Source organism: Rhodobacteraceae bacterium IMCC1335, assembly GCA_039640495.1.
Classification (GTDB): domain Bacteria; phylum Pseudomonadota; class Alphaproteobacteria; order Rhodobacterales; family Rhodobacteraceae; genus Thalassovivens.
On sequence record CP046864.1, the window covers coordinates 236,148 to 258,355 of the forward strand.

The 22,208-nt window shown below is 52.0% G+C and carries 20 protein-coding genes and 2 pseudogenes; 10 read left to right on the forward strand and 12 right to left on the reverse strand.

Going from position 1 to position 22,208, the window contains the following annotated elements; all coding sequences use genetic code 11:
- Nucleotide 1: 1 nt before the first annotated feature.
- The 6 genes from eutB to potA form a co-directional block, all read right to left on the reverse strand.
- Entirely contained in the window at nucleotides 2-997 is a 996-nt protein-coding gene (eutB, locus tag GN241_01095; protein ID XAT56082.1) for a hydroxyectoine utilization dehydratase EutB, read from the reverse strand.
- A gap of 10 nt (nucleotides 998-1,007) precedes the next feature.
- Nucleotides 1,008-1,778: an ectoine utilization protein EutA gene (locus GN241_01100; protein XAT56083.1), complete on the reverse strand. Its 771-nt coding sequence runs from the start codon at nucleotides 1,776-1,778 to the stop codon at nucleotides 1,008-1,010.
- A gap of 144 nt (nucleotides 1,779-1,922) precedes the next feature.
- Nucleotides 1,923-2,819 carry an ABC transporter permease subunit gene (locus GN241_01105; protein ID XAT56084.1) on the reverse strand — a complete coding sequence of 299 codons (897 nt, stop codon included), beginning with the start codon at nucleotides 2,817-2,819 and terminating at the stop codon, nucleotides 1,923-1,925.
- Between the two features lie 4 nt (nucleotides 2,820-2,823).
- Nucleotides 2,824-4,092 carry an ABC transporter permease subunit gene (locus GN241_01110; protein XAT56085.1) on the reverse strand — a complete coding sequence of 423 codons (1,269 nt, stop codon included), beginning with the start codon at nucleotides 4,090-4,092 and terminating at the stop codon, nucleotides 2,824-2,826.
- An 80-nt stretch (nucleotides 4,093-4,172) separates the two neighbouring features.
- Nucleotides 4,173-5,264, reverse strand: coding sequence for an extracellular solute-binding protein (locus tag GN241_01115; GenBank protein ID XAT56086.1), 1,092 nt, complete (start codon nucleotides 5,262-5,264; stop codon nucleotides 4,173-4,175).
- A gap of 76 nt (nucleotides 5,265-5,340) precedes the next feature.
- Nucleotides 5,341-6,453: a polyamine ABC transporter ATP-binding protein gene (potA, locus tag GN241_01120; protein XAT59132.1), complete on the reverse strand. Its 1,113-nt coding sequence runs from the start codon at nucleotides 6,451-6,453 to the stop codon at nucleotides 5,341-5,343.
- 217 nt (nucleotides 6,454-6,670) lie between these two features.
- Between potA and GN241_01125 the strand changes: the two genes are divergently transcribed.
- Genes GN241_01125 through dxs form a run of 4 tightly spaced genes read left to right on the forward strand, consistent with a single transcriptional unit; the run spans nucleotide 6,671 to nucleotide 10,654 of the window.
- A complete protein-coding gene (locus GN241_01125; GenBank protein XAT56087.1) occupies nucleotides 6,671-7,603 on the forward strand; it encodes a histone deacetylase family protein in 933 nt (310 codons plus the stop codon).
- Nucleotides 7,600-7,842, forward strand: a complete 243-nt coding sequence (locus GN241_01130) for an exodeoxyribonuclease VII small subunit (GenBank protein XAT56088.1) — start codon at nucleotides 7,600-7,602, stop codon at nucleotides 7,840-7,842. Before GN241_01125 ends, GN241_01130 begins: the two co-directional genes overlap by 4 nt.
- The gene (locus GN241_01135; GenBank protein ID XAT56089.1) at nucleotides 7,842-8,711 is read left to right on the forward strand and encodes a polyprenyl synthetase family protein; all 870 of its coding nucleotides are present in this window, start codon (nucleotides 7,842-7,844) and stop codon (nucleotides 8,709-8,711) included. Before GN241_01130 ends, GN241_01135 begins: the two co-directional genes overlap by 1 nt.
- 17 nt (nucleotides 8,712-8,728) lie before the next feature.
- Nucleotides 8,729-10,654, forward strand: a complete 1,926-nt coding sequence (dxs, locus tag GN241_01140) for a 1-deoxy-D-xylulose-5-phosphate synthase (protein XAT56090.1) — start codon at nucleotides 8,729-8,731, stop codon at nucleotides 10,652-10,654.
- A gap of 328 nt (nucleotides 10,655-10,982) precedes the next feature.
- On the opposite strand, the gene GN241_01145 is transcribed toward dxs, so the two are convergent.
- Nucleotides 10,983-11,849, reverse strand: coding sequence for an NAD(P)H-binding protein (locus GN241_01145; GenBank protein XAT56091.1), 867 nt, complete (start codon nucleotides 11,847-11,849; stop codon nucleotides 10,983-10,985).
- An 88-nt stretch (nucleotides 11,850-11,937) separates the two neighbouring features.
- Between GN241_01145 and GN241_01150 the strand changes: the two genes are divergently transcribed.
- The 6 genes and pseudogenes from GN241_01150 (at nucleotide 11,938) to GN241_01175 (ending at nucleotide 16,138) form a co-directional block, all read left to right on the forward strand.
- A complete protein-coding gene (locus GN241_01150) occupies nucleotides 11,938-12,573 on the forward strand; it encodes a methyltransferase domain-containing protein (protein XAT59133.1) in 636 nt (211 codons plus the stop codon).
- Between the two features lie 91 nt (nucleotides 12,574-12,664).
- Complete coding sequence (locus GN241_01155) at nucleotides 12,665-13,846, forward strand: acetyl-CoA C-acyltransferase (protein ID XAT56092.1); 1,182 nt, start codon at nucleotides 12,665-12,667, stop codon at nucleotides 13,844-13,846.
- 336 nt (nucleotides 13,847-14,182) lie between these two features.
- Nucleotides 14,183-14,425: pseudogene (locus GN241_01160) on the forward strand (hybrid sensor histidine kinase/response regulator).
- Nucleotides 14,426-14,532: 107 nt separating this feature from the next.
- Nucleotides 14,533-15,048, forward strand: coding sequence for a hypothetical protein (locus GN241_01165; protein ID XAT56093.1), 516 nt, complete (start codon nucleotides 14,533-14,535; stop codon nucleotides 15,046-15,048).
- Between the two features lie 103 nt (nucleotides 15,049-15,151).
- Nucleotides 15,152-15,229 (forward strand): annotated as a pseudogene (locus tag GN241_01170) (hypothetical protein).
- A gap of 405 nt (nucleotides 15,230-15,634) precedes the next feature.
- Nucleotides 15,635-16,138: a response regulator gene (locus GN241_01175; protein ID XAT56094.1), complete on the forward strand. Its 504-nt coding sequence runs from the start codon at nucleotides 15,635-15,637 to the stop codon at nucleotides 16,136-16,138.
- Between the two features lie 41 nt (nucleotides 16,139-16,179).
- Here GN241_01175 and GN241_01180 read toward each other — a convergent pair whose 3' ends face one another.
- The 5 genes from GN241_01180 to GN241_01200 form a co-directional block, all read right to left on the reverse strand.
- The gene (locus tag GN241_01180; protein XAT56095.1) at nucleotides 16,180-17,811 is read right to left on the reverse strand and encodes a capsule biosynthesis protein; all 1,632 of its coding nucleotides are present in this window, start codon (nucleotides 17,809-17,811) and stop codon (nucleotides 16,180-16,182) included.
- Complete coding sequence (locus tag GN241_01185; GenBank protein ID XAT56096.1) at nucleotides 17,786-18,448, reverse strand: ATP-binding cassette domain-containing protein; 663 nt, start codon at nucleotides 18,446-18,448, stop codon at nucleotides 17,786-17,788. Before GN241_01185 ends, GN241_01180 begins: the two co-directional genes overlap by 26 nt.
- Before the next feature lie 239 nt (nucleotides 18,449-18,687).
- Nucleotides 18,688-20,385, reverse strand: coding sequence for a Na(+)/H(+) antiporter subunit D (locus tag GN241_01190; protein XAT56097.1), 1,698 nt, complete (start codon nucleotides 20,383-20,385; stop codon nucleotides 18,688-18,690).
- On the reverse strand, nucleotides 20,375-20,722 hold the full coding sequence (locus GN241_01195) for a hypothetical protein (GenBank protein ID XAT56098.1): 348 nt from the start codon (nucleotides 20,720-20,722) through the stop codon (nucleotides 20,375-20,377). Before GN241_01195 ends, GN241_01190 begins: the two co-directional genes overlap by 11 nt.
- Before the next feature lie 10 nt (nucleotides 20,723-20,732).
- Complete coding sequence (locus GN241_01200) at nucleotides 20,733-22,199, reverse strand: monovalent cation/H+ antiporter subunit D family protein (GenBank protein XAT56099.1); 1,467 nt, start codon at nucleotides 22,197-22,199, stop codon at nucleotides 20,733-20,735.
- Nucleotides 22,200-22,208 lie beyond the last annotated feature (9 nt).

The window sequence follows — 22,208 nt, forward strand, 5'->3', positions numbered from 1 at the left end:
CCTATGGGTCTGATATATTAATGTTTTCGCCAGAAATAATGCGGTGATGCACGGAAAGGTCAATATTGCCACCGGTCACACAGGCAATGGTATTGCCTTCGGGCTTGACCTTTTGGCTGAGCAAGGCGGCCAAACAAACGGCACCAGAGCCTTCGATGATTTGCCGTTCTTGCCAATAGGCATGGTGGATGGCCTGCGCGATTTCTGTTTCGCTGACCAAGATAAACTCGTCTACAAGGTTTTGGGTGATATTGAAGGTGATTTGATTATCAAGGCCAATACCGCCCCCCAGAGAATCCGCCAACGTGGCTTCTTCTTTCACCAAAATCGGTTTGCCGGCTTGTAAACAGGCATGCATTGCGGCGCCGCGCTCCATGCTGACAGCAATGATTTTCACGTCTTTTTTTAACGCTTTCAATGCGCTGGCGACGCCTGAAATAAGACCACCGCCTGATACGGGCACCAAAACGTTTTGAAGCTCGGGCAGTGCCTCAAACAGCTCAAGGCCAAGGCTGGCTTGTCCGGCCACAATATCAGGGTGGTCAAAAGGTGGAATCATCGTCATGCCCTGTGCTGCCACCAGATGATCGACTTCGATTTGTGCGTCATCTTGCGACTGACCGACAATCCGCACTTCTGCGCCCAGCGCTTTAATGCCATCGATTTTATTTTGTGGAACCAATTGTGACATGCAGATGATGCAGCGGACGCCGTTTTCTCGCGCGGCATGGGCCAGGCCGCGGCCATGATTGCCGGTCGAAACCCCGACAACGCCGCGCTGCTTTGCCGCCTCGGGCAAAGCCATGACAGCGTTGCTGGCACCGCGTAATTTGAAGCTATTGGTGATTTGATGATGTTCAAACTTGAGGTAAACCGGGCTATTGGTCAGCCTGCTTAAGCTTTCTGAGGCGACCAGAGGGGTTGTTCGAATGCAGGGCGCGATGCGTTGCGCCGCAGTTTTGATATCACTCAGCTCGATGGGGCTTTGAAAGGCCATTTGGGGGCTCCTATGGCATAGCATGCATGAACAATCGGCCCCATTTACCGGCATCTACCCGTAAATTTGTATGATGCGCCAATTCCCAAGCACAGGCTTGATTCGAGGTCACAACCGGTTTGCCGGTTTGGCGTTCCAACTCGGCGACCACATCCGCAGCTTGCAGTGCGGTACAGGATAAAAAGAAGGCATCGGTTTGGTTGGTTTGGCTGGACAGCGCCGCTTTGATGATGCTTGCAGGATCAACGCGCGCCATATCCAAATCGCTTTCAAGCCCCAAACAAAGAAATTTCGCCAATGACAAACCTTGGGCTTGGAAATAGGCGGCCATGGGCTGGCTGGTTTCCACCAAATAGGGCGTCACCACCGAAATATGCTTTGCGCCCAGCGTTTTTAGGGCCCGGACTGCTGCCCCGCTGGGGGTCACCACGGGCAAATTTGGGCGCGCCGCATGCACCAAAGCCTTGATCGCATCATCCCCAATCACCACCGAGGCGGCCGTGCAACTGTAGCAAATTGCGTCGAGCTGTTCCTCTGGCAGAATGAGCCCCGCCGCTTGGGTGATCAGCGGTGCCATTTTACGTAGATTTTCAGGCGTGGTTGGATTTTCAAACGCCACCCGCGTTACGTAAACACCCAGCGTTTCCATCGGCAGGATACGCGCAAAATCGCGCTCTGCCGTCACATCTGTTGACAGAGCGATAACGCCAATTTTTTTGTTTTTATCAGGCGGATCATAGGTCAAATCTCCGTCATAAAGGCCGATATTTATATCATCCATGGGTCAGCTCCCAGCGCCGCGCTCGCTGCGGCAAAACGCCCAATTTTGAACGTAAACATATTGGGTAATCAGGTGGACACGGCGCTTTACAGCGCCGCCTAGGGCCAAAACCTTTGTAAGGATCAACAGCCCCGTTCAATCAGGTTACCCCGGGCTTACGCCGCGCAGCCGCTCGGAGCGGCGGCGCAACAATTCCACCACCGTCAACAGAACGATTGAGATGATGACCAAGATCGTCGCCGCCGCCAGAATGGTGGGCGAGATTTCTTGGCGGATACCGGCCCACATTTGGCGGGGCAACGTCAACTGGTCGGCCCCGGCCAGAAAAATCACTACAACCACTTCATCAAATGAGGTGATGAAGGCAAACAGTCCGCCTGAGATCACACCTGGCAAGATCAAGGGCATTTGAATTTTAAAAAACGTCCGCGTTGGGCCAGCGCCAAGATTGGCCGCAGCTTTGCGCAGATTGTCATCAAAGCCAACCAATGTGGCCGTCACTGTGATCACCACGAAGGGCAAGCCCAAGATCGCATGCGCGATGACCAATCCAACATGCGAGGCGACAAGGTCGAAGCGTGCACCAAATATCGTGATTGAAAACAAGGCAAATCCAGCCGCAGTGATGATCAAAGGCACGATCATTGGTGAAATCAGCAGCGCCATGAAAAGCTTACGCCCCGGCATATGAGAGCGGCTTAAGCCCAAAGCGGCCAGCGTGCCCAACACGGTGGATAACAGGGTTGCGAAAATACCGATTATGATCGAGTTTTTGAACCCGATCATCCATTTGTCGCTGCACACCGTGGTTTTAATATCCTCGCACATTCCAAACAGGTTTTGGTACCAGCGCACGGAAAACCCTTCGGCTTTTAGCGCCAACATTTCCGGTGTGAAGCTCAGGAAGGGGCTTGATGTGAAAGAGAGGGGGATCACGATAATCAGCGGGGCCACAAGAAAGAATAGCACCAACCCGCAGATCGTTAGATAAGTATAATGCCAGATACGCTGACCGGTGGTTGCATAAATAGGAAGCGCCATGTTGTTATCCCAACCTCATATTGTCGATACCGACGATCTTATCATAAACCCAATATAGGATTAGAATTGCTGACAGCAGGATCACGCCCATAGCGGATGCCAGCCCCCAGTTCAGCGATTTTCGCAAATGATAGGCGATTTGGTTGCCGATCATCTGGCCATCTTTCCCACCGACCAATTCGGGCGTAATGAAATAGCCGATCGCCACGATAAACACCAAAATCACGCCTGCCCCAATACCGGGAATGGTTTGTGGCATATAGACCCGGATGAAGGCGCGCGCCGGGGTTGCCCCTAAATTCTGCGCGGCTTTCATATAAGTTGGGGGAATACCGCGCATCACCGAATAGAGCGGCAGGATCATAAAGGGCAACAAAACTTGCGTCATCACGATCAGCGTACCATTGAAATTATACATTAAGGGCAGGCGATTTTCATCGCTGATAATCCCCAAACCAACCAGCGAATCGTTCAATACCCCCTGCTGTTGCAGCATAATCATCCAAGCCACGATACGCACCAAAAGCGACGTCCAGAACGGCATAAGAACGCAGATCATCAGCAGGTTTGAAATCCGCAAAGGCAAGGTGGCCAGCAGATAGGCAACAGGAAAGGCCAAGACAAGGCAGGCGATCGTAACGATGGTTGAGACCAGCAGCGTGCGTTTCCAAAACATGACGTAGACGCGGCGGTTTTCTGGCTGCATGATTACGTTTTTTTTATCATCATAGGTGCGGTCAATCGCGTTCCAATAATACCCGGCTGTGGTTCTGTCTTTCATAATTCCAAGAGATTTCCAGAACTCGACATCTCCCCAGCGCTTATCGGCCTTTATCATTTGCGGTTGAATGGGTTGTTCAGCGTCGATCTTCTTGAATTTGCGGTTTGATTTTTTAATCAGGCTTTTCCAGCCTGATTTTGCATAGTTCATTCTGGTTGAGACTTTGCCGATTTCAAGTTTCTCGGCCGATGTAAGATCCAAATACATTGCCTCGAAATGTGGCTCGCCGGGTAGGTCAACACCATCCCACTGCTCATAAATCGCCATCGTTCGGGGCAAGACGTCATTGACAAAACTGTCATCAATACTTTTTTGAAAGAGCGCGTAAATCGGCCATACAAACAAAATTAGAATGAACAGAGCCGGTCCAGCCACTAGGCCAAAGGCGCGAAGCTTTTCCCGCCTCAAAGAGGCTTTTAGGCTTTTTTTCAGCGGAATACCGTCCGCCGTCATCATTTGTCCTGCTTGCGCGTTGGCTGCGACATCACTCATGCGAAAGAACTTTCGAAATAGTCGGAAATTAAAAAAGGGCGCACGCTCGCGCGCCCTTTGTAAAAGCTTACGTCAAAGGCTTATTGGCCCATCCACGCTTGGTAACGCTCTTGCAATTCATCACCGTTATCCGCCCACCAATCAGGGTCAGCAACGATTGAATCTGCCATCACGTCGGCGCGGTTTGGCATATGCTCTAGGATATTCACACCCGTGTTGAACCAAGGCTCACCGGCGGCGATAATATCCAAAGCGGATGTCCGCATTGGGCCATAATTGATCCAGCGTGCTTGTTCTGCTTGCGCAGTGGGAGAAGAGGCAAAGCCAGCAAAGTCAAGAGCTGCGTCCATGTTTGGAGCGCCGGACACGATGCCGATCCATTCTTCTTCCAGAACTTGACCATGCCAAATAGACACAAACTTTGTGCCGTCATTCAGGTTTGCGCCGCCCACACGGCCGTTATAGGCCAATGACATTGAGACTTCACCGGAAGAAACCAGCTCAAGCGGTTTTGCGCCAGCAGACCAGAACACAACGTCATCTTTGATTGTGTCAAGCTTTGCAAAGGCACGGTCTGCACCCTCTTCAGTTTCAAGCGTTGAATAGATATCTTCTTTTGCAACACCATCGGCAAACAAGGCCATTTCTAGGATCGCGTTTGCCCATGTGTGAACGCCGCGCTTGCCAGGGAAAGTTGCAGTGTCAAAGAAATCCATGATTGTGTCTGGCTGTTCACCAGAAAAGGTGCCTTCATTATAGAACGCTTGATATGTCCACCAAATTTGTGGGATCGCACATTTATTAGGACGCGGCACCATCAGGTCTTCATCCATGGTTTTGCCGTCAGCAGTTTTTACAAAGATTTCATCTGGTACTTCGATGAACAGGCCTTCGTCACAGCCGGTACGGATTTGGTCGGGAAGAACGTCAACGATATCCCAAGTTACATTGCCGCTTTCAACCTGTGTTCTGACTTCGCCCAAACCACCATTGTAGTTTTCCCAATGGATTGACTTGCCGGTTTTGGCTTCCCATGGCTCACCATAGGCTTTTTGCTGCGACGCCGTGTAACCACCACCCCATGATGTTACGGTCAGGTCGGATGCTAGCGCGCCGGTCGCCGTCAATGCGATCGTTGCAGCAGCCATTTTAAACGTATTTGATAGCTTCATTTATACTCTCCTTGTTGGTTCCCCGGTTCGCCGGGGTTTCTAATGTGAACGGCAAAAGCCTGCTCACAAATCTTCATCATGCATCAAGCGCACGACAATCACTTACATCCCAGCTGACGGTGGTTTTTTCACCCACATTCAAATGCGTGTGGCCGGCTGAGTTGGCAACTTTCACAACGAAATCTTCGTTGCCCATAACGTTCATGCGGCAGCGGATATGGTCTCCAAGATAAATGAGTTCTTTGACCTCTGCATCAATCGCATTTGAGCCGTTATTTTGCCCCAATTGTACCCGCTCGGGGCGGATCGACAAAACCGTTTTTGTGCCCACGCCACCGCAATTAATCGCCAGCGCTTGGCCTTTTGAACCATTGCCATAATCAACGATGGCGGTGTCGCCTTTCAGCTCGGAAACGGTGGCTTCAATGCGATTATTTTCACCGATAAATTGTGCCACAAAGGCGTTTTCAGGCCGTTCGTACAGATCGCTTGGCGGCGCCAGCTGCTGGATAATGCCATCGTCAAACACTGCGATACGGTCTGACATGGTGAGCGCTTCGGATTGATCATGCGTCACATAAACAACGGTGACGCCAAGCCTGTCATGCAAATGTTTGATTTCAAATTGCATATGTTCGCGCAGCTGTTTGTCAAGCGCCCCCAAGGGTTCATCCATTAAGACCAGATCGGGTTCAAATACCAAAGAACGCGCCAGAGCAATCCGTTGCTGCTGTCCGCCAGAAAGCTGTGCGGGGCGGCGATTGCCAAAGGCGCTCATTTGCACCATGTCCAGCGCTTTTTTAACGTTGGCTTCCCGCTCTGATTTGCTCTGTCCGCGCACTTCTAAAGGAAAGGCCAGATTTTCGTTCACCGTCATATGCGGAAATAGCGCATAATTTTGAAACACCATGCCAATGCCACGCTTGTGAGGGGGGATGTTATTGATCGGTTTGCCTCCCAATAAAATCTCACCATGGGTGGCTGTTTCGAAACCGGCCAACATCATAAGGCAGGTTGTTTTGCCCGACCCAGAGGGCCCCAGCATCGTTAAAAATTCACCTTTGCCGACACTCAGGTTTAAATCTTTAACAACTAGATTTTCTCCGTCATAACTTTTTTGTACTTTGGTGAATTCTACGAATCCCGTTTCGCCAGAGTGAGTTGTCAAAAGGCACCTACCAGTGTGAATTGTTTCTCGGTTGGGATAATTCAAACATATGGTTATAGATATGGCAATAGACAGCGCTTTTTAGGTCAAAAACGACATTGGCGTTGCGCATGAGCGTTTTTGCAGTTGATTGACGAGCCAATTTAAACGGAGTGTTGGGATGATTCTGCCTTGCTGTTGCCATTTTTTTTTCAATAAAATGTCGCAAATACGATAATTCCAAAAAGCGATTAAAATTATGTCTTCAACCACTCTTCTGATCACGCATCCTGATTGCCTCGGCCATGAAACACCGCCAGGCCATCCGGAACAAATAGCCCGGTTAGAGGTAGTGTTAGAGGAGCTTAAGCGTTTGCCCGTGGCGTTTTTGTCAGCACCTTTGGCGCAAGAGGCCGATCTCTTGCGGCTGCATCCACAGCAATATCTTGACGCGCTGCGCGCAGCGTCCCCGGTGCATGGCAACGCTGCGCTGGATGCAGATACGCATCTGTCGGCGGGTTCGTTGAAGGCGGCTTATCGGGCGGCCGGCGGCGTTTTATTGGCTGTCGATCAGGTTCTATCGGGCGCTGCGCAAAACGCTTTTGTGGCCACGCGCCCGCCTGGACATCACGCTGAAACCGCCAAAGCGATGGGGTTTTGCCTTTTTGGCAATGCTGCTTTGGGGGCAAAATATGCGCTAGATCGATATGGATTGCAGCGCGTGGCTGTGGTGGATTTTGATGTGCATCACGGCAATGGCACGCAGGATCTGCTTTGGGAGGAACCGCGCGCTTTGTTTGTCAGCACGCATCAGATGCCACTTTGGCCAGGTAGCGGTGCGCCGGACGAGAAAGGTGCGTTTGACAATATTATGAACCTGCCGCTAGCGCCTGAAACCGATGGGCAAGCGATGCGGACGCTGTATCGCCAATCCGTCTTGCCGCATTTGCGGGCGTTCCAGCCCGATTTGCTGATTATTTCAGCCGGGTTTGACGCGCATTCTTCGGATCCTTTGGCGCAATTAAACTGGCGCGTTGAAGATTTTGCGTGGCTCACGCAGGAATTATGCGCTTTGGCGGCAGAACTCTGCCAAGGACGGGTGGTCTCGGTGCTCGAAGGCGGCTATGATTTGCCTGCTTTGGCTGCATCGGCCAAAGCCCATGTTGAAAAATTATTGGAGGCGACAAAATGAGCCAAACCCCTGTAGATCAAATGAGTTTTGAACAAGCAATGGCCGAACTTGAGCAGGTGGTTGGTCAGCTTGAGCGCGGGGATGTTGCCTTAGAGCAATCAATTCAGCTTTATGAACGCGGGGCTGAGTTGAAAAAACGCTGCGCGGATAAATTGAAAGAAGCCGAAGAAAAAGTGAATGCAATCACTTTAGACGCCAATGGCGCCGCCAGCGGCACCACTGCCGTTCCCGATCTTTGATGTTTCGCGCCGCACTTGAGGCCAACGCTGCGCATGTCCAAGCGCATTTGGATCAGCAATTGGCCTTGCTTAAAACCTCAGAGGTGACCAAAGCGATGGCCTATAGCCTGCAAGGGGGAAAGCGTCTGCGGGCGTTTTTGGTCATGCAGAGCGCGGCGCTGTTCGATATTGGCCCCAGCCAGGCCATTTGGCCCGCTTGCGCCATTGAAGCGGTGCATGCCTATTCCCTAGTGCATGATGATCTGCCTTGCATGGATGACGATGATCTGCGCCGCGGCAAACCAACGGTGCATAAGGCCTGGGATCAGGCCACGGCCGTTTTAGCAGGTGATGCGCTGCACGCTTTTGGCTTCGAGCTCAGTTTAAACCCGCAGGCCAGCCCTGATCCGGCGATTCGCGCGGATCTGGCGCTGTCATTGGCGCAAGCCGGGGGCGCACAGGGTATGGTTTTGGGGCAGGCTTTGGATATCGCAGCCGAAACTGCGGCCCAGCCTTTAATGCTTGAAGAAATTATCGCGCTGCAACAGGGAAAAACCGGCGCGTTGATTGCTTGGTCGGCAGAAGCCGGCGCGCGATTGGCAGCTGCGGATATCACGCCATTAACGGCCTATGCCCGCGCAATCGGTTTGGCCTTTCAAATTGCTGATGACATTCTGGATATTGAGGGGGACCCGGAAAAAGCCGGCAAACGGTTGCAAAAAGATGAGGCGGCCGGCAAGGCGACATTCGTAACGTTGCTTGGTTTAGACGGTGCGAAGCGGCGCGCCAAAGCGCTGGTGGCCAGCGCCTGCGACGCATTGGCACCCTTTGGATCTGAGGCAAACAGCTTGCAGCGCTGCGCCGAGTTCATTATTGCCCGCGACAATTAACAAAGCGATAAGGCCAGATGACTGAGCGCCCCTATACCCCTTTGCTGGATCAAGTGCATGAGCCGGCGGATCTAAATTCGTTCAGCGATGCTGAGTTGCGTCAATTGGCCGAGGAATTGCGCGCTGAAACCATTTCAGTTGTTTCCGAGACGGGGGGGCATTTGGGTGCTGGCTTGGGCGTGATTGAATTAACTGTGGCGCTGCACGCGGTGTTTCAGGCGCCCAAAGATAAGCTTATCTGGGATGTCAGCCATCAAAGTTATCCGCATAAGATCTTAACCGGTCGGCGTGCTAAGATGCGCAGCTTGCGCCAGAAAAATGGGATCAGCGGTTTCACCAAGCGCAGCGAAAGCCCCTATGATCCGTTTGGCGCCGCCCATTCCAGCACGTCGATCAGCGCAGCGTTGGGCTTTGCGGTTGCCGGGGATTTGGGCGGGCAAAGCGAGACTGGTCATGGGGATGCGATTGCGGTGATCGGCGATGGCGCGATGAGCGCGGGCATGGCTTACGAGGCGATGAACAATGCGGGCCATTTGAAGAAGCGGCTGATCGTGATTTTGAACGATAATGAAATGTCGATCGCGCCGCCCGTTGGTGCGCTGTCAACCTATTTGTCACAGCTATATTCTGGGGCACCCTTTCAAGATCTTAAAGATGTGGCAAAAGGCGCGATAAGTTTTCTGCCCGAGCCTTTTCGCGAAGGCGCCAAACGGGCAAAAGATATGCTCAAAGGCATGGCCGTCGGGGGCACTTTGTTTGAAGCGTTGGGGTTTTCTTATCTGGGGCCTATCGATGGCCATGATCTGAATCAGTTGCTGCCAATTCTGCGCACTGTCCGGCAGCGAGCCGATGGGCCAATTTTACTGCATGTGATCACCCAAAAAGGCCGCGGCTACGGCCCTGCAGAACAGGCGCGCGATAAAGGCCATGCAACGGCAAAATTTGATGTGATGACGGGCGCGCAGCAAAAAGCGGCGTCAAACGCACCCAGCTATACGAAAGTTTTTGCCGATAGCCTGCTGCGCGAAGCCGGTGAAGATCCCCGCATCTGCGCCGTCACAGCTGCGATGCCAGACGGAACTGGATTGAACTTATTTGCGCAGCGTTACCCGTCGCGCTGTTTTGATGTGGGCATTGCCGAACAGCATGGGGTGACTTTTGCTGCCGGTTTGGCGGCTGGCGGTATGAAGCCGTTTTGCGCGATGTATTCTACCTTTTTACAACGCGGATATGATCAGATCGTGCATGATGTGGCGATCCAAAATCTGCCTGTGCGTTTCGCGATTGATCGCGCCGGTCTGGTGGGGGCAGATGGTGCTACGCATGCTGGCAGTTTTGATGTGGCCTATCTGAGCAATTTGCCCGGAATGGTGGTGATGGCGGCCGCGGATGAGGCTGAACTGGTGCATATGGTGGCCACAGCCGCCGCCTATGATGCGGGGCCGATTGCTTTTCGTTATCCGCGTGGAGATGGCCAAGGCGTCGAGTTGCCCGAACGCGGAACGGTGTTGGAAATTGGCAAAGGCCGGCATATTCAAGCAGGCAACCGCGTGGCGATTTTGTCTTTTGGCACGCGGTTGGGCGAAGTGATCAAGGCGGCTGAACTTTTAAACGCGCAGGGCATCACCCCCACCATCGCCGATGCGCGCTTTGCCAAACCGCTGGATCAGGCGCTTATTTTATCTTTGGCAGAAGACCATGAGGCGTTTATCACCGTTGAGGAAGGCGCTATTGGTGGTTTTGGCTCGCATGTTATGCAGTTGCTTGCCGATCACGGCGTTTTTGATGCGGGCTTAAAATTCCGCTCAATGGTGTTTCCTGATGAGTTTATTGATCAGGCAAGCCCGACGGATATGTATAACACGGCTGGTTTAAACGCGCAGCATATCGCCGAAAAAGTCATGGGTTTGTTGCAGCAGAAAAAAGCTATTGCGCAGGGTTAAACCGACGCGTCCTGCCTGTTTTATACTGAAACGAAAAAACCGTTTGCAGGTCTAAAGCATTGGCCGCATCTGGTTCGAGAGAATTTCAAAATTCCCAAAACTCTGCTTGGGATGGATGGCGTTGACTTAAAACGGCCAAACCTTTGTAAAGAGGGCCGGCGCCGGTCTGGTTGAAAGGATTTCAGCTTTTTTAAAATATTTTCTGAACGGCTATGAAAAGGAAGTTATGCGCCCTCTTTATCCGCCGTGGTGAAGCCTGGCGGCGTGGGCGTAAAAGCCGCGTTGATAAACGGCTATCTTCCATGGCGTCTTTGCGAGCGCCGTTCAGTTACGATTGGTTGTTGGTTTCTTCTTCCAACAAGGCGGGCAAACCGTCACGATAGCTGGGATAAAGCAGGTTTACACCAAGCTCGGTTTTAATGCGATGGTTGCGAACTTTTTTGCTTTCGGCGTAAAAACTGCGCGCCATCGGGCTTAGATCGGCCTTTTCAAACGCGATTTCCGGCGGCAAAGGCGTGTTCAGCAAGGCGGCCGCATGTCCGATCACGTCTTGTGGAGGGGCCGGATCATCATCGCATACGTTATAGATCGCGCCAGGATTGGGCGAGTGCAGCGAGGCTTTTAACACTTGTGCAATATCGGCCACATGGATGCGGCTGAAGATTTGTTTGGGTTTTACAATGCGCTGGGCTGTGCCTTGGCGCACCTTTGAAAACGGGCCCCGGTCAGGGCCATAAATTCCGGCCAAACGAAAAATATGCAAAGGCAAATCTGGTATTGCCCGCCAGGCCTGCTCGGCGTTTAAACGCAGCTTGCCCCGGCGGGTCGACGGGGTAAGAGGCGTGGTTTCATCGACCCAATTGCCCGCATGATCGCCATAGACGCCCGTGGTGGATAAATAACCTAGCCAGTCCAGTTTAGGCCCCTGTTTTTTAAAGAAAGACGAAAACCGGCCCAGAACCGGATCTCCCTGCGCCTCGGGCCCGGCTGAAATCAAAACCGCGTCTGCACGCGCCAAAGCGGCGTCGATATCGGGGCTGTCCCAAAGCAGAGGGGTAACGTTGTTTTGGCGCATCTGCTCTTGCTTTTCAGGCTTGCGGGTGGTGCCCGTAATGGTCCAATCTGCTTTGGGTAGCATGCGTGAAAGCGCTTGCGCCGTATATCCATGTCCGAATGAAAAAAGATGTTTCTGCATAGGCTATTTGCCCATGTTCGCGCAAAGCCTGCAAGCGGCTTTGATAATTTTGCTTGATTTTTCACAACCGTCCTGCTGCACTGGCTGGATGAGTGAAAAAGATCCTGATTTAGAAGCGGCTTATGCCCTGTCTGGCGCCGAAGAAAACAGGGCGCTCTATGCGCGTTGGGCGCCCGATTATGATCGAGGCTTTGCGGCGGATATGGATTATATCTTACCCCAACACGTGGCATTATATTTTAGTAGGTTTGATTCTGAGGGGCCCGTTATAGATGTCGGGGCGGGCACCGGCTTGCTGGGCGTTTGTTTAGCGGATCAGGGTGCTGGCCCAATTGATGCGCTGGATCTTTCGTCTGAAATGCTTGAGGTTGCGCGACAAAAGAATATCTATCGCGATTTGATTGCAGCGGATTTACTTCAAGCTTTGCCGCTGCCGGCCGCGCATTATGGCGCGGTGGTCAGCGCGGGTACATTTACCAATGGTCATTTGGGCCCGGATGTTCTGGATGCGCTTATAGACCTGGGCAAACCCTCGGCGTTGTTTGTCGTTTCCATCAATGCCGCGCATTGGCAAAGCCAAAGCTTTGCGAAAAAATTTTCCACCCTGGCCGGCGTAATTTCGGATTTAAAAGTTTTTGAGGTGCCCATTTACGGCGCGCAGGCACGCGGGTCGCATAGGGCTGATCTTGCAAAGATTGCGGTTTTTCGGCGGGCGGCGCCATAGCTAGGAATTTGTATGATAAGTGACGGAACGTTTTGGCTGACAGGTCGCGTTTTGGCTTTTAGCACTACGGGAAAGATAACAGAGGTGGAAGATGAACGAGATTGTGATTTTAGACGGCGCACGCACCGCAATTGGAACTTTTGGCGGGATGTTGGCCGGAACCTCTCCCATAGAATTGGCAACGGTTGTGAGCAAAGCGGCGCTGGAAAGATCCGGGGTTGAGGGCGCACAAATTGGCCAGGTTGTCTTTGGTCATGTGATCAATACGGAACCTAAAGATATGTATTTAAGCCGCGTTGCCGCCCTACAGGCTGGTGTGTCTGAAACGACAGCGGCAATGAATGTGAACCGGCTTTGCGGATCCGGGGCGCAAGCGATTGTTTCGGTTATTCAATCTTTGATGCTGGGGGATGCCGATTTTGGATTGGCTGGCGGTGCAGAAAATATGAGCCGCTCTCCGTTTATTTTGCAGGATCAGCGTTGGGGGGCAAAAATGGGCGATATCCGTACGTTGGATATGATGCTTGGGGCGCTGAATTGTCCTTTTGGCACCGGTCATATGGGCGTTACGGCGGAAAATGTGGCCGCAGAGCATGATATTTCAAGGGCACAACAAGATGCGTTTGCGATGACCAGCCAAACCCGCGCGGCTGCGGCCATCCGTGATGGGCGTTTTGAAGATCAGATCACCCCGGTATCGGTGAAAGTGAAGCGCGATAAGGTTGATTTTATTTGCGATGAACACCCCAAACAGACGGATGAGGCCGCTTTGGCCGGATTGCGCCCGGTGTTCCAAAAAGATGGTTCGGTGACGGCGGGCAATGCGTCGGGGATCAATGATGGCGCCGCTGCTTTGGTTTTGGCGCAAGCCTCCGCTGCGCAAATGGCAGGGCTACGCCCGCGGGCGCGGGTATTGGGATATGCGCATGCGGGTGTGCGCCCCGAGGTGATGGGGATTGGGCCCATACCCGCCGTGCAAAACCTATTGCAGAAAACTGGTCTGACCGTTGAAGATTTTGATGTGATTGAATCCAACGAAGCTTTTGCAGCGCAGGCTTTGGCGGTTAATAAAGCCTTGGGGCTGAATGCGGCGCGGGTGAACCCCAATGGCGGCGCGATCGCGCTAGGCCATCCGGTTGGCGCCACTGGCGCGATTTTGGTGATAAAAGCTTTGCATGAGCTGGAACGCACCCAATCAAACCGCGCCTTGATCACCATGTGTATCGGGGGTGGTCAGGGGATCGCTTTGGCCATCGAGCGGATTGCGGCCTAATCCAGGCTGCTTTGTTAAAGAAGATGCGCGGGTTTTAAACAGTTTTGAAGATTGCTTGGGATATTTTCTTGGGATTAACTGCTTGGCTCCCAAGAGACCCCAGCGATGACTTTGGCCCGCCAACTTATTGCTGAGCGCCGCGCGCGCCTAAGCGCAGAAGGCCTGCTGATCTTAAAGTAGGCTGAATTGTCGTTGGCAAACCAGAAGCTTGGGCTGCGCGCCAAAGCGCTGAGCGTTGAGATTGATACGGTTCGTAGCCAAAATGAACGGATGATCTCTGATTTAGGCGCTGCCATGCAACAGGTGCAGATTGCCGAATAACGGCTTTTTCGGGCCTTAGAAAGGCTTGAAAATGGCTTTGCTGTTGTTGATGCCTCTTCGCGGTTATTGATTGCCAATTCGGCTTATTTTGCAATCTTTGATAGTTTGCAGGCGATGCGCCCTGGGGTTTCATATTCGGATATTTTATCTTTTTTAACCCAAGAAGGTATTGTTGATACTGGCCATCTGGGCGCGGCGCAGTGGCGCCAGATGATGCTGCAGCGCTGGCACGCAGCGCAGCCGAAACCAAAAATATAAAATTGTGGAATTCCCAAATGTTGCGGCTGATCGATTAGCGGGGCCCAATGGGTGATATGGTAAGTTTGGCGCATGATGTGACAGCGGCGCTGCGCTAAAAGACAGTTTTGAAAACCGCGCGCAAAACCGCCGAGGCAAATATGCGGGCGAAAGCCTCATTCTTGGCAAATATCAGCCATGAAATCCGCGCGCCCTTGCATGGGGTAGTGTGGTTGGCTGATTTGCTTTCCTCTACAGCGCTTAGCAAAGAGCAAAAGCTATTTACAGACACGATTAAAACCTCCAGTGAAACGCTTTTGGTGATTTTGAAAGATGTGCTGGATTGCTCAAAGATGGAGGCAGATCGCTTAAACTTGCGCCGCCAAAAATTTAATCTTGAGGTGGCGATCCATGATGTGCTGTCTGTTTTATCGCATAAAGCACAAGCCAAAGGTCTGCCGCTTTTTTTGGATTATGACGGCGCATGCGAAACTGATTTTATCGGTGATCCGGGCCGGATACGGCAAATTATGATAAACCTCATTGGAAACGCTTTAAAATTTACATGTCACGGCCATATCGCGGTTGGGGAAAAAAGCTATTCGGAGCACAGAACCGCCCCAGCAAGGTACAGATCTGCGTGATCGAAGCGGGGGTTGGTATTCGGCCCGATCAAAGGAAGTATGTGTTTCAAGAATTTACCCAGTTGCAACCGAAAACGCACAAGCGAGCGGAAATCTTTGCGGCGAGGGCACAGGGTTGGGTTTGGCGATTTGCCCAAAACTGGTCTCGTTGATGGGAGGCGATATTTGGGTTGAGGCGTCGGCTTGCGGGGGGGCTGAAGTTGGCTGTACGATCAAACGTCAACCCTGCAAGCTGGTGCAGGATGAATGGCACGCGGTCAAGCCGCAATGATCGCATGTTCTTGTCATGTCAAAATGTCCAATGAAATAGGGCATTCTGCTCAATCAAATCGTCGAATTGGGTGGCAGGGTCAAACGGGTTTGATCCGTTCAGGCCGCGTTGCGGGCGGTCACGGCGAAAACCTCAGCCATATAATTTTCCGAACAGGAGCGATCCAAAATAGAGCTGTTAATGCAACAGGTAACGCCCCGCATCGCGGATAAAATGGCAGAGAAAAGAATTTTTTTGAGCAAAGCTCCTGCGGGGGTACAACCTGATCTGGAAGCGTTGGCGCTTTCATTTGAGCTGGTTTTTTCTCATTAAAGCCTGTTAGAACCGTTGCAAAAACCAAAGGTTGCCATCAAACCTGCGCACCCCGCCGTTCCGTTGCAGGCGGACAATCCGCCTGGCATCATAGATGAGGGGGCTGAAACCTTCCAATTGCGGGTTCTTCTTGCGGAAGATAACAAAACCAACAGGTTGATTTTTCCCAAAATGAAGCAGCGCCTTGGCGTCAATTTGACATTGGTTTGCGATGGGCGGCACGCGGTTGATCTTTGTAAAGCGCAGCCCCCTGATATTATTTTTATGAATATTTCAATGCCCAAGCTTGATAGATTGCAAGCTGCCCAAGTGATCCGTGGTTTGGATGAAATTATCGCGGTATATACGCCGATCATTGCCTTAACAGCCCATGCCATGCCGGGGGATGAAACGCGCATTTTGGCCGCTGGCATGGATCATTATTTAAGTAAGCCGGTGCTCCTTCAATCGGTAGTGGATCATTTACGCCATTTTCATCAGCACCGCTTGGGTGCGCGCCCGCTTTAAGGTGGCATGCGCTGCATCAGGGCCCGAGGTATTTGTTCTGATTATGAGATTTGTTCGCGTAAAATGGAGGCCGTGATTGAAATTATGAGATACACGCCTGAAAGGATCAAAAACACGAGAAGCGTATCATGAATATGCCTCGGATAGGCCGGATCTTGCGGTGCAATAGGCTCTACCGCGACGGTAAGATAGCGCGATTGCGATGTGGCTTGAATTTGCGTTGCGCGCAGCTGCTCTAAAGCGGATTGCAGCATCAAATCACGCGTCGCAACGTCAGAAGCCGCCATTTGCAAGCGCGCAAGCAACTCGGGCAACGTCATCCCATTAGGCATTTGCGCAATCATTTTTGCCTCGGTTTCGCGTTTGGCATTTTGGAGGCGCTGGATTTCGGCGCGCAAGCCCGCAACGCGGCTGCTATTGGGATTGGCATTATCCAGAAACGCCTGAAGCTCGATGGTTTTTTGCAGCGCTTTTTCTTCAAGCCCGCTGATTTGCGCTCGAAGGCTTGTGGCATATGCCTCCGGATCAAGAAGCGTGGATTGTTGCAAAGCTATTAACTGGCGCTGCGCGTCTACGCGCGCGTCTTCTGCCGTCGCCAAAGATTTGCGGGCATCAGACAATTGATTTTCTTGTTTGCGCTGCGAAAGCCCATCGATTTTTTGCTCGGCATAGGTCAGAAGCGCTTTTGAAAATAACACGCTCAATTCGGGTGAGGGGGAGCTGATCTCCATATTGATCATGCCCTCGGTGGGGTCAAAAGCGATTTTGATATGCTTGAGATAGGTTTTATACGTTTCTTCAAATGAAGCCTCTGCAGGCAAACGTTGCCACCAATCAATTGCGGGATCCGAGAAGGTGGCCTTAAACCCTTCATTATCTTGCAGGCGGATCATCGCTTCTTTTGATTGGAGATAGGTTTGCACTGCGATGGCATCGGGTGTTGTGGCGAATTGACTACCGCCAAACATAGAAAGTGAGCTTGGATTTGTGCTATCACCCGTGGTGATTTGGAAGGCCGTATCCGTGGCATACATTGGCGTTGCAATGAAGCTATAATAATAGCCTGCGGCCAATGTTGGCAGCAGAATAAAGATGCTTAGGCGGAGGATTAGTTTCTGGATCAGCCGTCGCCGTCGCCGCGTCATGCTTTTTTGCAGCGCTAAAATCTCTTCGCTTCTTTGGGCTGCATTTGGAAACGTATGCGGCGTGCCTTGTGGCGATTTTTGACCTGGTGAAAGCGAAATATGCGGGGGTTTGGGGTAGTCTTTTCTAAAGGGTCTTTGCGGCGATGAGGGGGGCGCCTGCAGCGGCTTTTCGCTGCGCGCGGGTTGGGTTTGTTGAGACGGGGCCGCGCGGTGCATCATGGCCGGCAGTTGAAAGGGATCGATATTATGCTGGCGTAATATATCTACAGCTTCGTCATCCGTGTCAAAAGGCAGGCCATAATGGGTGGCAAGCCTGCGTGCACGGCGCAGCAATGTGGCGTGTGTTTCGCCGGAATCTGCGGCAGACCGCGCAAGCAGTTCTTCCGCATTACCCGAATCTAAGCCCGAAGTTATGCCCGGCGTTTTTGCGGTGGGTTTGGGGCCCTTTGCCTGGTCAGCGGCGACATCTGCGCCTTTTGGCGCCTTTGCGCCCAGCTGAAATTTATGTGCTTTGGGTGTGGTAGTCATACAGTACTTTCGCGTCGTCTAGGCTATCAAAGAAATATAAAGAGCCATCGGTAAGCACGGCGGCTTTCTGCGCATATTGTTCCAATACCTCTGCTTGATGTGAGACCACAATGGTGGTGGTGCTTTGCAATCGTTCCGCTAAGATTTCACCAGCTTTTCGGTTGAACTCGACATCCGTACTGGTGGGCATGCCTTCATCGATCAGATAGACGTCAAAATCCATCGCCAGCATCAGCGAAAACGTAAATCGCGCGCGCATACCCGAAGAATAAGTGCCAAGCGGCTGGTCAAAATATTCTTCTAAACCGCATAACCAGCGGCAAAACGCCTCTACAAAATTTGGATCCATACCATAGAGTTTGGCGATATAGCGCGCATTTTCTTGGCCCGTATGTTTGGGAACAACGCCGCCCATAAATCCCAGAGGAAAGGATATATTGCAGGCCCGCGTGATCTGGCCCTCATCCGGTTTTTCCAACCCCGCGATCATATTGATTAAGGTTGTTTTGCCCGTGCCATTTGAGGCTAAAATACCCAAAGATAGCCCCAGCTCTACTCGGAAAGACACATTATTCAGAATGATTTTTCGGCGCGTGCCCGTCCAAAAGGATTTACTGACATTCCGAAACTCTATCATCGATAAACGACCTTAAGCTGCGCAAGCCCCAGCTGTAACAACAAGGCTTTAACAAACGCTTAGGAGGTTGTTTACGCATAAAATATGTTTTTATTTTGTCTTAAGCGCGGCAATTCTGCCGCTGCTGTGGCGCAAACCCGATGCCTATTTGAAAACCCTGAGGTGGTTTTTTGCTAAGATTTAAGGCTTTGGCTTTGGGGCTTTCATGCGGTGGATGGTTGGTTAAACTTTAAGCGCTTTTAAAAATAACTGGCGATCAAAGTCACCGCCAATAGGATCGCAACCCAAATCACCATAGCGCCGGTTGGCCGCACGCGGGCCATTCCGGTTTCCGGGCTGTGCCAGCGGTATAACAAATTCTGAAACTGCCCAAGGTTTTTCAAAGCCGCCTCGCTTAACGCGGTCCAAATCAAGCCAATCAACGCGGCGATCGGGCGGTAAAGCACCGGGATCAAGCGCCGATAAATCCAATCGACATCTAAGTTCACTGCGCGTATTTCGGGCGGATGGATGCCGCTGCGCATTAGAACCGCAAAAGCCAATAAGGCAAAGCATAGCAATTGCAATTGGGCAACCACATGGTTGGTTGTGTAGGGTTTATAAACCACGTCATAGGGCAAAAGCGCGTAGAGCGGATCGGGGTAAACCCCAATGAAAATACACAGAAACGCCGTAATCCCCATTGCCAGCTGCATGTTCCATGGGGCTTCTTTGGGGCGCAATCCGCTGTCATGGCCGAAAAATGTGAAATACGGGATTTTGATCCCTGAATGTGACAAAACACCAGCTGAGGCAAACACCAAGATGGCCCAGATGATTGGATAATGTTCGTTTGCGGTCTCATCCATAATCAGAGACTTGGTGACAAATCCAGAAAAAAGCGGAAAGGCCGAAATTGAGGCGGCTCCGATCAAACAAAACAGGGCCGTGCGCGGCATGGTACGACAGAGGCCGCCCAGCTCTGAGGCTTTTGACGTGCCGGTTCGCAACAGCACCGCGCCGACGCTCATAAACAATAGTGCTTTGTAAAGAATATGCGCGAATGCGTGAGAGGCGGTGCCGTTCAGTGCCATTTCGGTTCCAACACCAATGCCCACCACCATAAAGCCCAACTGGTTGTTCAAACTATAGGCCAGAACGCGGCGCAGATCGTTTTCAATTTCGGCAAAGAAAATTGGAAATAGCGTCATCACGGCGCCGATATAAATCAATATTTCAGTGCCGGCAAAGCCGCGGGCCAAAGCATAAACGGCCAATTTGGTGGTAAAGGCAGAGAGGATGACCGTGCCGGTGATAGTGGCAGCAGGGTAGCTGTCTTGCAACCAATTGTGCAAAAACGGAAAAGCGCATTTCATCCCAAAGGATAAAAAGATCAGCCAGGTGGCCAAGGATCCAAGCGTCATTTGCTCAAAAGTGATAGAGCCCGTTTCGCGATAGAGCAGCGCTGTGCCCGCCAGCAAAATCACACCCGAGGTGATTTGAATGATCAAATAGCGCATCCCGGTATGATACGCGCCCTCAGTGCGCCGCGCCCAGATCAAGAACACAGATGCGATCGCGGTGCCTTCCCAGTAAAAAAACAGCGTCACCAGATCTCCGGCAAACACGGCCCCGATTGCCGAACCAGAATAAAGCACGGCGGCAATTTGCTGTACTGTATCTTTGATATGCCATGCGTAGAGATTGCCCAAAAGCGCGGCAATACAGAAAATAAGCCCAAAGACGCGCGAGAGTTTATCCACCCGCATCAGCTCAAGTTGCTGCCCCAACAGTTCAACCTGATACAGGTTTCCTTCGGGCAAGGACCAGATCTGAAGCGCTGCCAGAACCGGCACAAGTAGCAAAAGCGCCGCCCGCAGGGAACCTTTGGGCAACAGGCCCACGCCCAGCGCGGCCAAAGCAAAAAGATAAAACGTTGGCATCGTCTCAATCATCATGTTGCCCCATGTCCAATTGATCGGCCGGATATTCTTCGCGATCGACTGATTTTTCGCCGTAATAGGCCTCGTCGCGTTTGATGAAGAGGCGCAGCGTTTTGGCGGCTAAGATCAACGCCGTGAACATGACAAACCCATAGACGCCGTAAAATCCGGGGATCTTTTCGATCGGGAAATGGCCGTATTTCTTATAGGTATAATCTGACAGAAACAGCAGCAGGCATAATGCAATAAGCGCGGCAAAAATTTTATTGGCATTGGCAGGCGTTACAAACCATACGAACAGTTTCGCAAGAGGGCTATATCCGCTGGTGTCTTCGGGATGGTTCTGATCCATTTGCGCCTCCTTAATTTGTGGCCACGATCGGCATTAGAAAATCTTGAATATGCCCGGCATAGAAAAACAGCACCACGCAGCCAAAGGCGGTTGCGGCTGGCGGCCCCCAGACCAGCGGCGAGGCCTCTGCAGATTGTGCCAGTTCGGCATCTGTATCATTGCTCAAGAAAAACCCCTTTGCCACCAGCGGCAGCAAATACGCCACGTTCAACAGCGAGCTCACCAGCAAAACGCCCAGTATAAACAGATGTTCGGCATCCACCGCACCCACCATCAGCAGCCATTTGCTCCAAGAGCCGCCAAAAGGTGGCAAACCAATGATCGATAAAGCGCCGATCAAAAAGGCGATAAATGTGATTGGCATACGCCGCCCCAAACCGGTCATCTGGCTGATTTCAGTGCGGTGGGTGGCAACATAGATCGAGCCAGCGCACATGAATAAGGTGATTTTACCCATCGCATGCATGACCACATGCAGCCCGCCGCCCAATATCCCCATGGAATTGGCCAACGCCACGCCCAGCGTGATGTAAGACAATTGGCTGATCGTGGAGTACGCGAGCCGCGCCTTTAAATTATCCTTGGTCATGGCAATCAAAGAGGCGGCCAGGATCGAGAAGGCCGCGAGCCACATCAACCAGGTTGAGGCGCCGCTTTCGGCCAGAAACTCGATGCCAAAAATATAGATCCCAACTTTCAGCATGGTAAAGACGCCGGCTTTCACAACGGCAACGGCGTGCAACAAAGCGCTCACCGGTGTCGGGGCGACCATCGCCGCGGGCAGCCAGCGGTGAAAAGGCATCAGAGCGGCTTTGCCAATGCCAAAGGCGTAAAGCGCCAGCAGGATGGCAGCGCTGGGCCCCGCGATCAGCCCTTGCAAAATGCCGCCCTTAGCAAAATCAAGCGTGCCTGCAACCGCATAGGTCCAGATGATCGCCACCAATTGCAAGCCGATGGACGTACCGATCAAAATACCCAGATAGGTGCGCGCGCCTTTAATCGCAGCCATATTGCCCTTATGCGCCACCAGCGGGTAGGTTGAGAGCGTCAGCGCCTCATAAAATAGAAAGAGGGTAAACATATTGGCGGCAAAAGCGATGCCCATAACCGAAAAAATCGCGAAAGAGAAACAGGCAAAGAATCTTGCATGATTGTCTTCATTATTGCCGCGCATATAGCCAAGGCCATAGAGATGCGTGACGATCCACAGCCCCGAGGCCAAAAGCGCAAACATCAAGCCCAAGGGTTCAACATTGAAGGCCAATTCCAGACCCGGCATAACCGTCAGGAAGGTAAAGGTTTCTGTGGTTGTATTGCCCACATTGGCCAGAATGTTCAGCACCACCATGAAAGTGGCAATCGCAGCACCCAATGTCAGCCCGTCGCGCAGATCGGGGCTGTTGCGCAGCAGCATATTGCTCAGAACAGCCGCGCCGGGCAGCAGCATTGAAAGCAGAATTGCGAAGGATGTTTCCATTGCCATATA

Coding starts and splice junctions, on each gene's coding strand:
- GN241_01155 (XAT56092.1), top strand. CDS start 12,665: ATGAACGAGATTGTGATTTTAGACGGCGCACGCACCGCAATTGGAACT.
- GN241_01145 (XAT56091.1), bottom strand. CDS start 11,849: ATGCAGAAACATCTTTTTTCATTCGGACATGGATATACGGCGCAAGCG.
- GN241_01130 (XAT56088.1), top strand. CDS start 7,600: ATGAGCCAAACCCCTGTAGATCAAATGAGTTTTGAACAAGCAATGGCC.
- GN241_01150 (XAT59133.1), top strand. CDS start 11,938: ATGAGTGAAAAAGATCCTGATTTAGAAGCGGCTTATGCCCTGTCTGGC.
- GN241_01190 (XAT56097.1), bottom strand. CDS start 20,385: ATGATGATTGAGACGATGCCAACGTTTTATCTTTTTGCTTTGGCCGCG.
- dxs (XAT56090.1), top strand. CDS start 8,729: ATGACTGAGCGCCCCTATACCCCTTTGCTGGATCAAGTGCATGAGCCG.
- GN241_01195 (XAT56098.1), bottom strand. CDS start 20,722: ATGGATCAGAACCATCCCGAAGACACCAGCGGATATAGCCCTCTTGCG.
- GN241_01100 (XAT56083.1), bottom strand. CDS start 1,778: ATGGATGATATAAATATCGGCCTTTATGACGGAGATTTGACCTATGAT.
- GN241_01180 (XAT56095.1), bottom strand. CDS start 17,811: ATGACTACCACACCCAAAGCACATAAATTTCAGCTGGGCGCAAAGGCG.
- eutB (XAT56082.1), bottom strand. CDS start 997: ATGGCCTTTCAAAGCCCCATCGAGCTGAGTGATATCAAAACTGCGGCG.
- GN241_01135 (XAT56089.1), top strand. CDS start 7,842: ATGTTTCGCGCCGCACTTGAGGCCAACGCTGCGCATGTCCAAGCGCAT.
- GN241_01115 (XAT56086.1), bottom strand. CDS start 5,264: ATGAAGCTATCAAATACGTTTAAAATGGCTGCTGCAACGATCGCATTG.
- GN241_01110 (XAT56085.1), bottom strand. CDS start 4,092: ATGAGTGATGTCGCAGCCAACGCGCAAGCAGGACAAATGATGACGGCG.
- GN241_01185 (XAT56096.1), bottom strand. CDS start 18,448: ATGATAGAGTTTCGGAATGTCAGTAAATCCTTTTGGACGGGCACGCGC.
- GN241_01125 (XAT56087.1), top strand. CDS start 6,671: ATGTCTTCAACCACTCTTCTGATCACGCATCCTGATTGCCTCGGCCAT.
- GN241_01200 (XAT56099.1), bottom strand. CDS start 22,199: ATGGAAACATCCTTCGCAATTCTGCTTTCAATGCTGCTGCCCGGCGCG.
- GN241_01105 (XAT56084.1), bottom strand. CDS start 2,819: ATGGCGCTTCCTATTTATGCAACCACCGGTCAGCGTATCTGGCATTAT.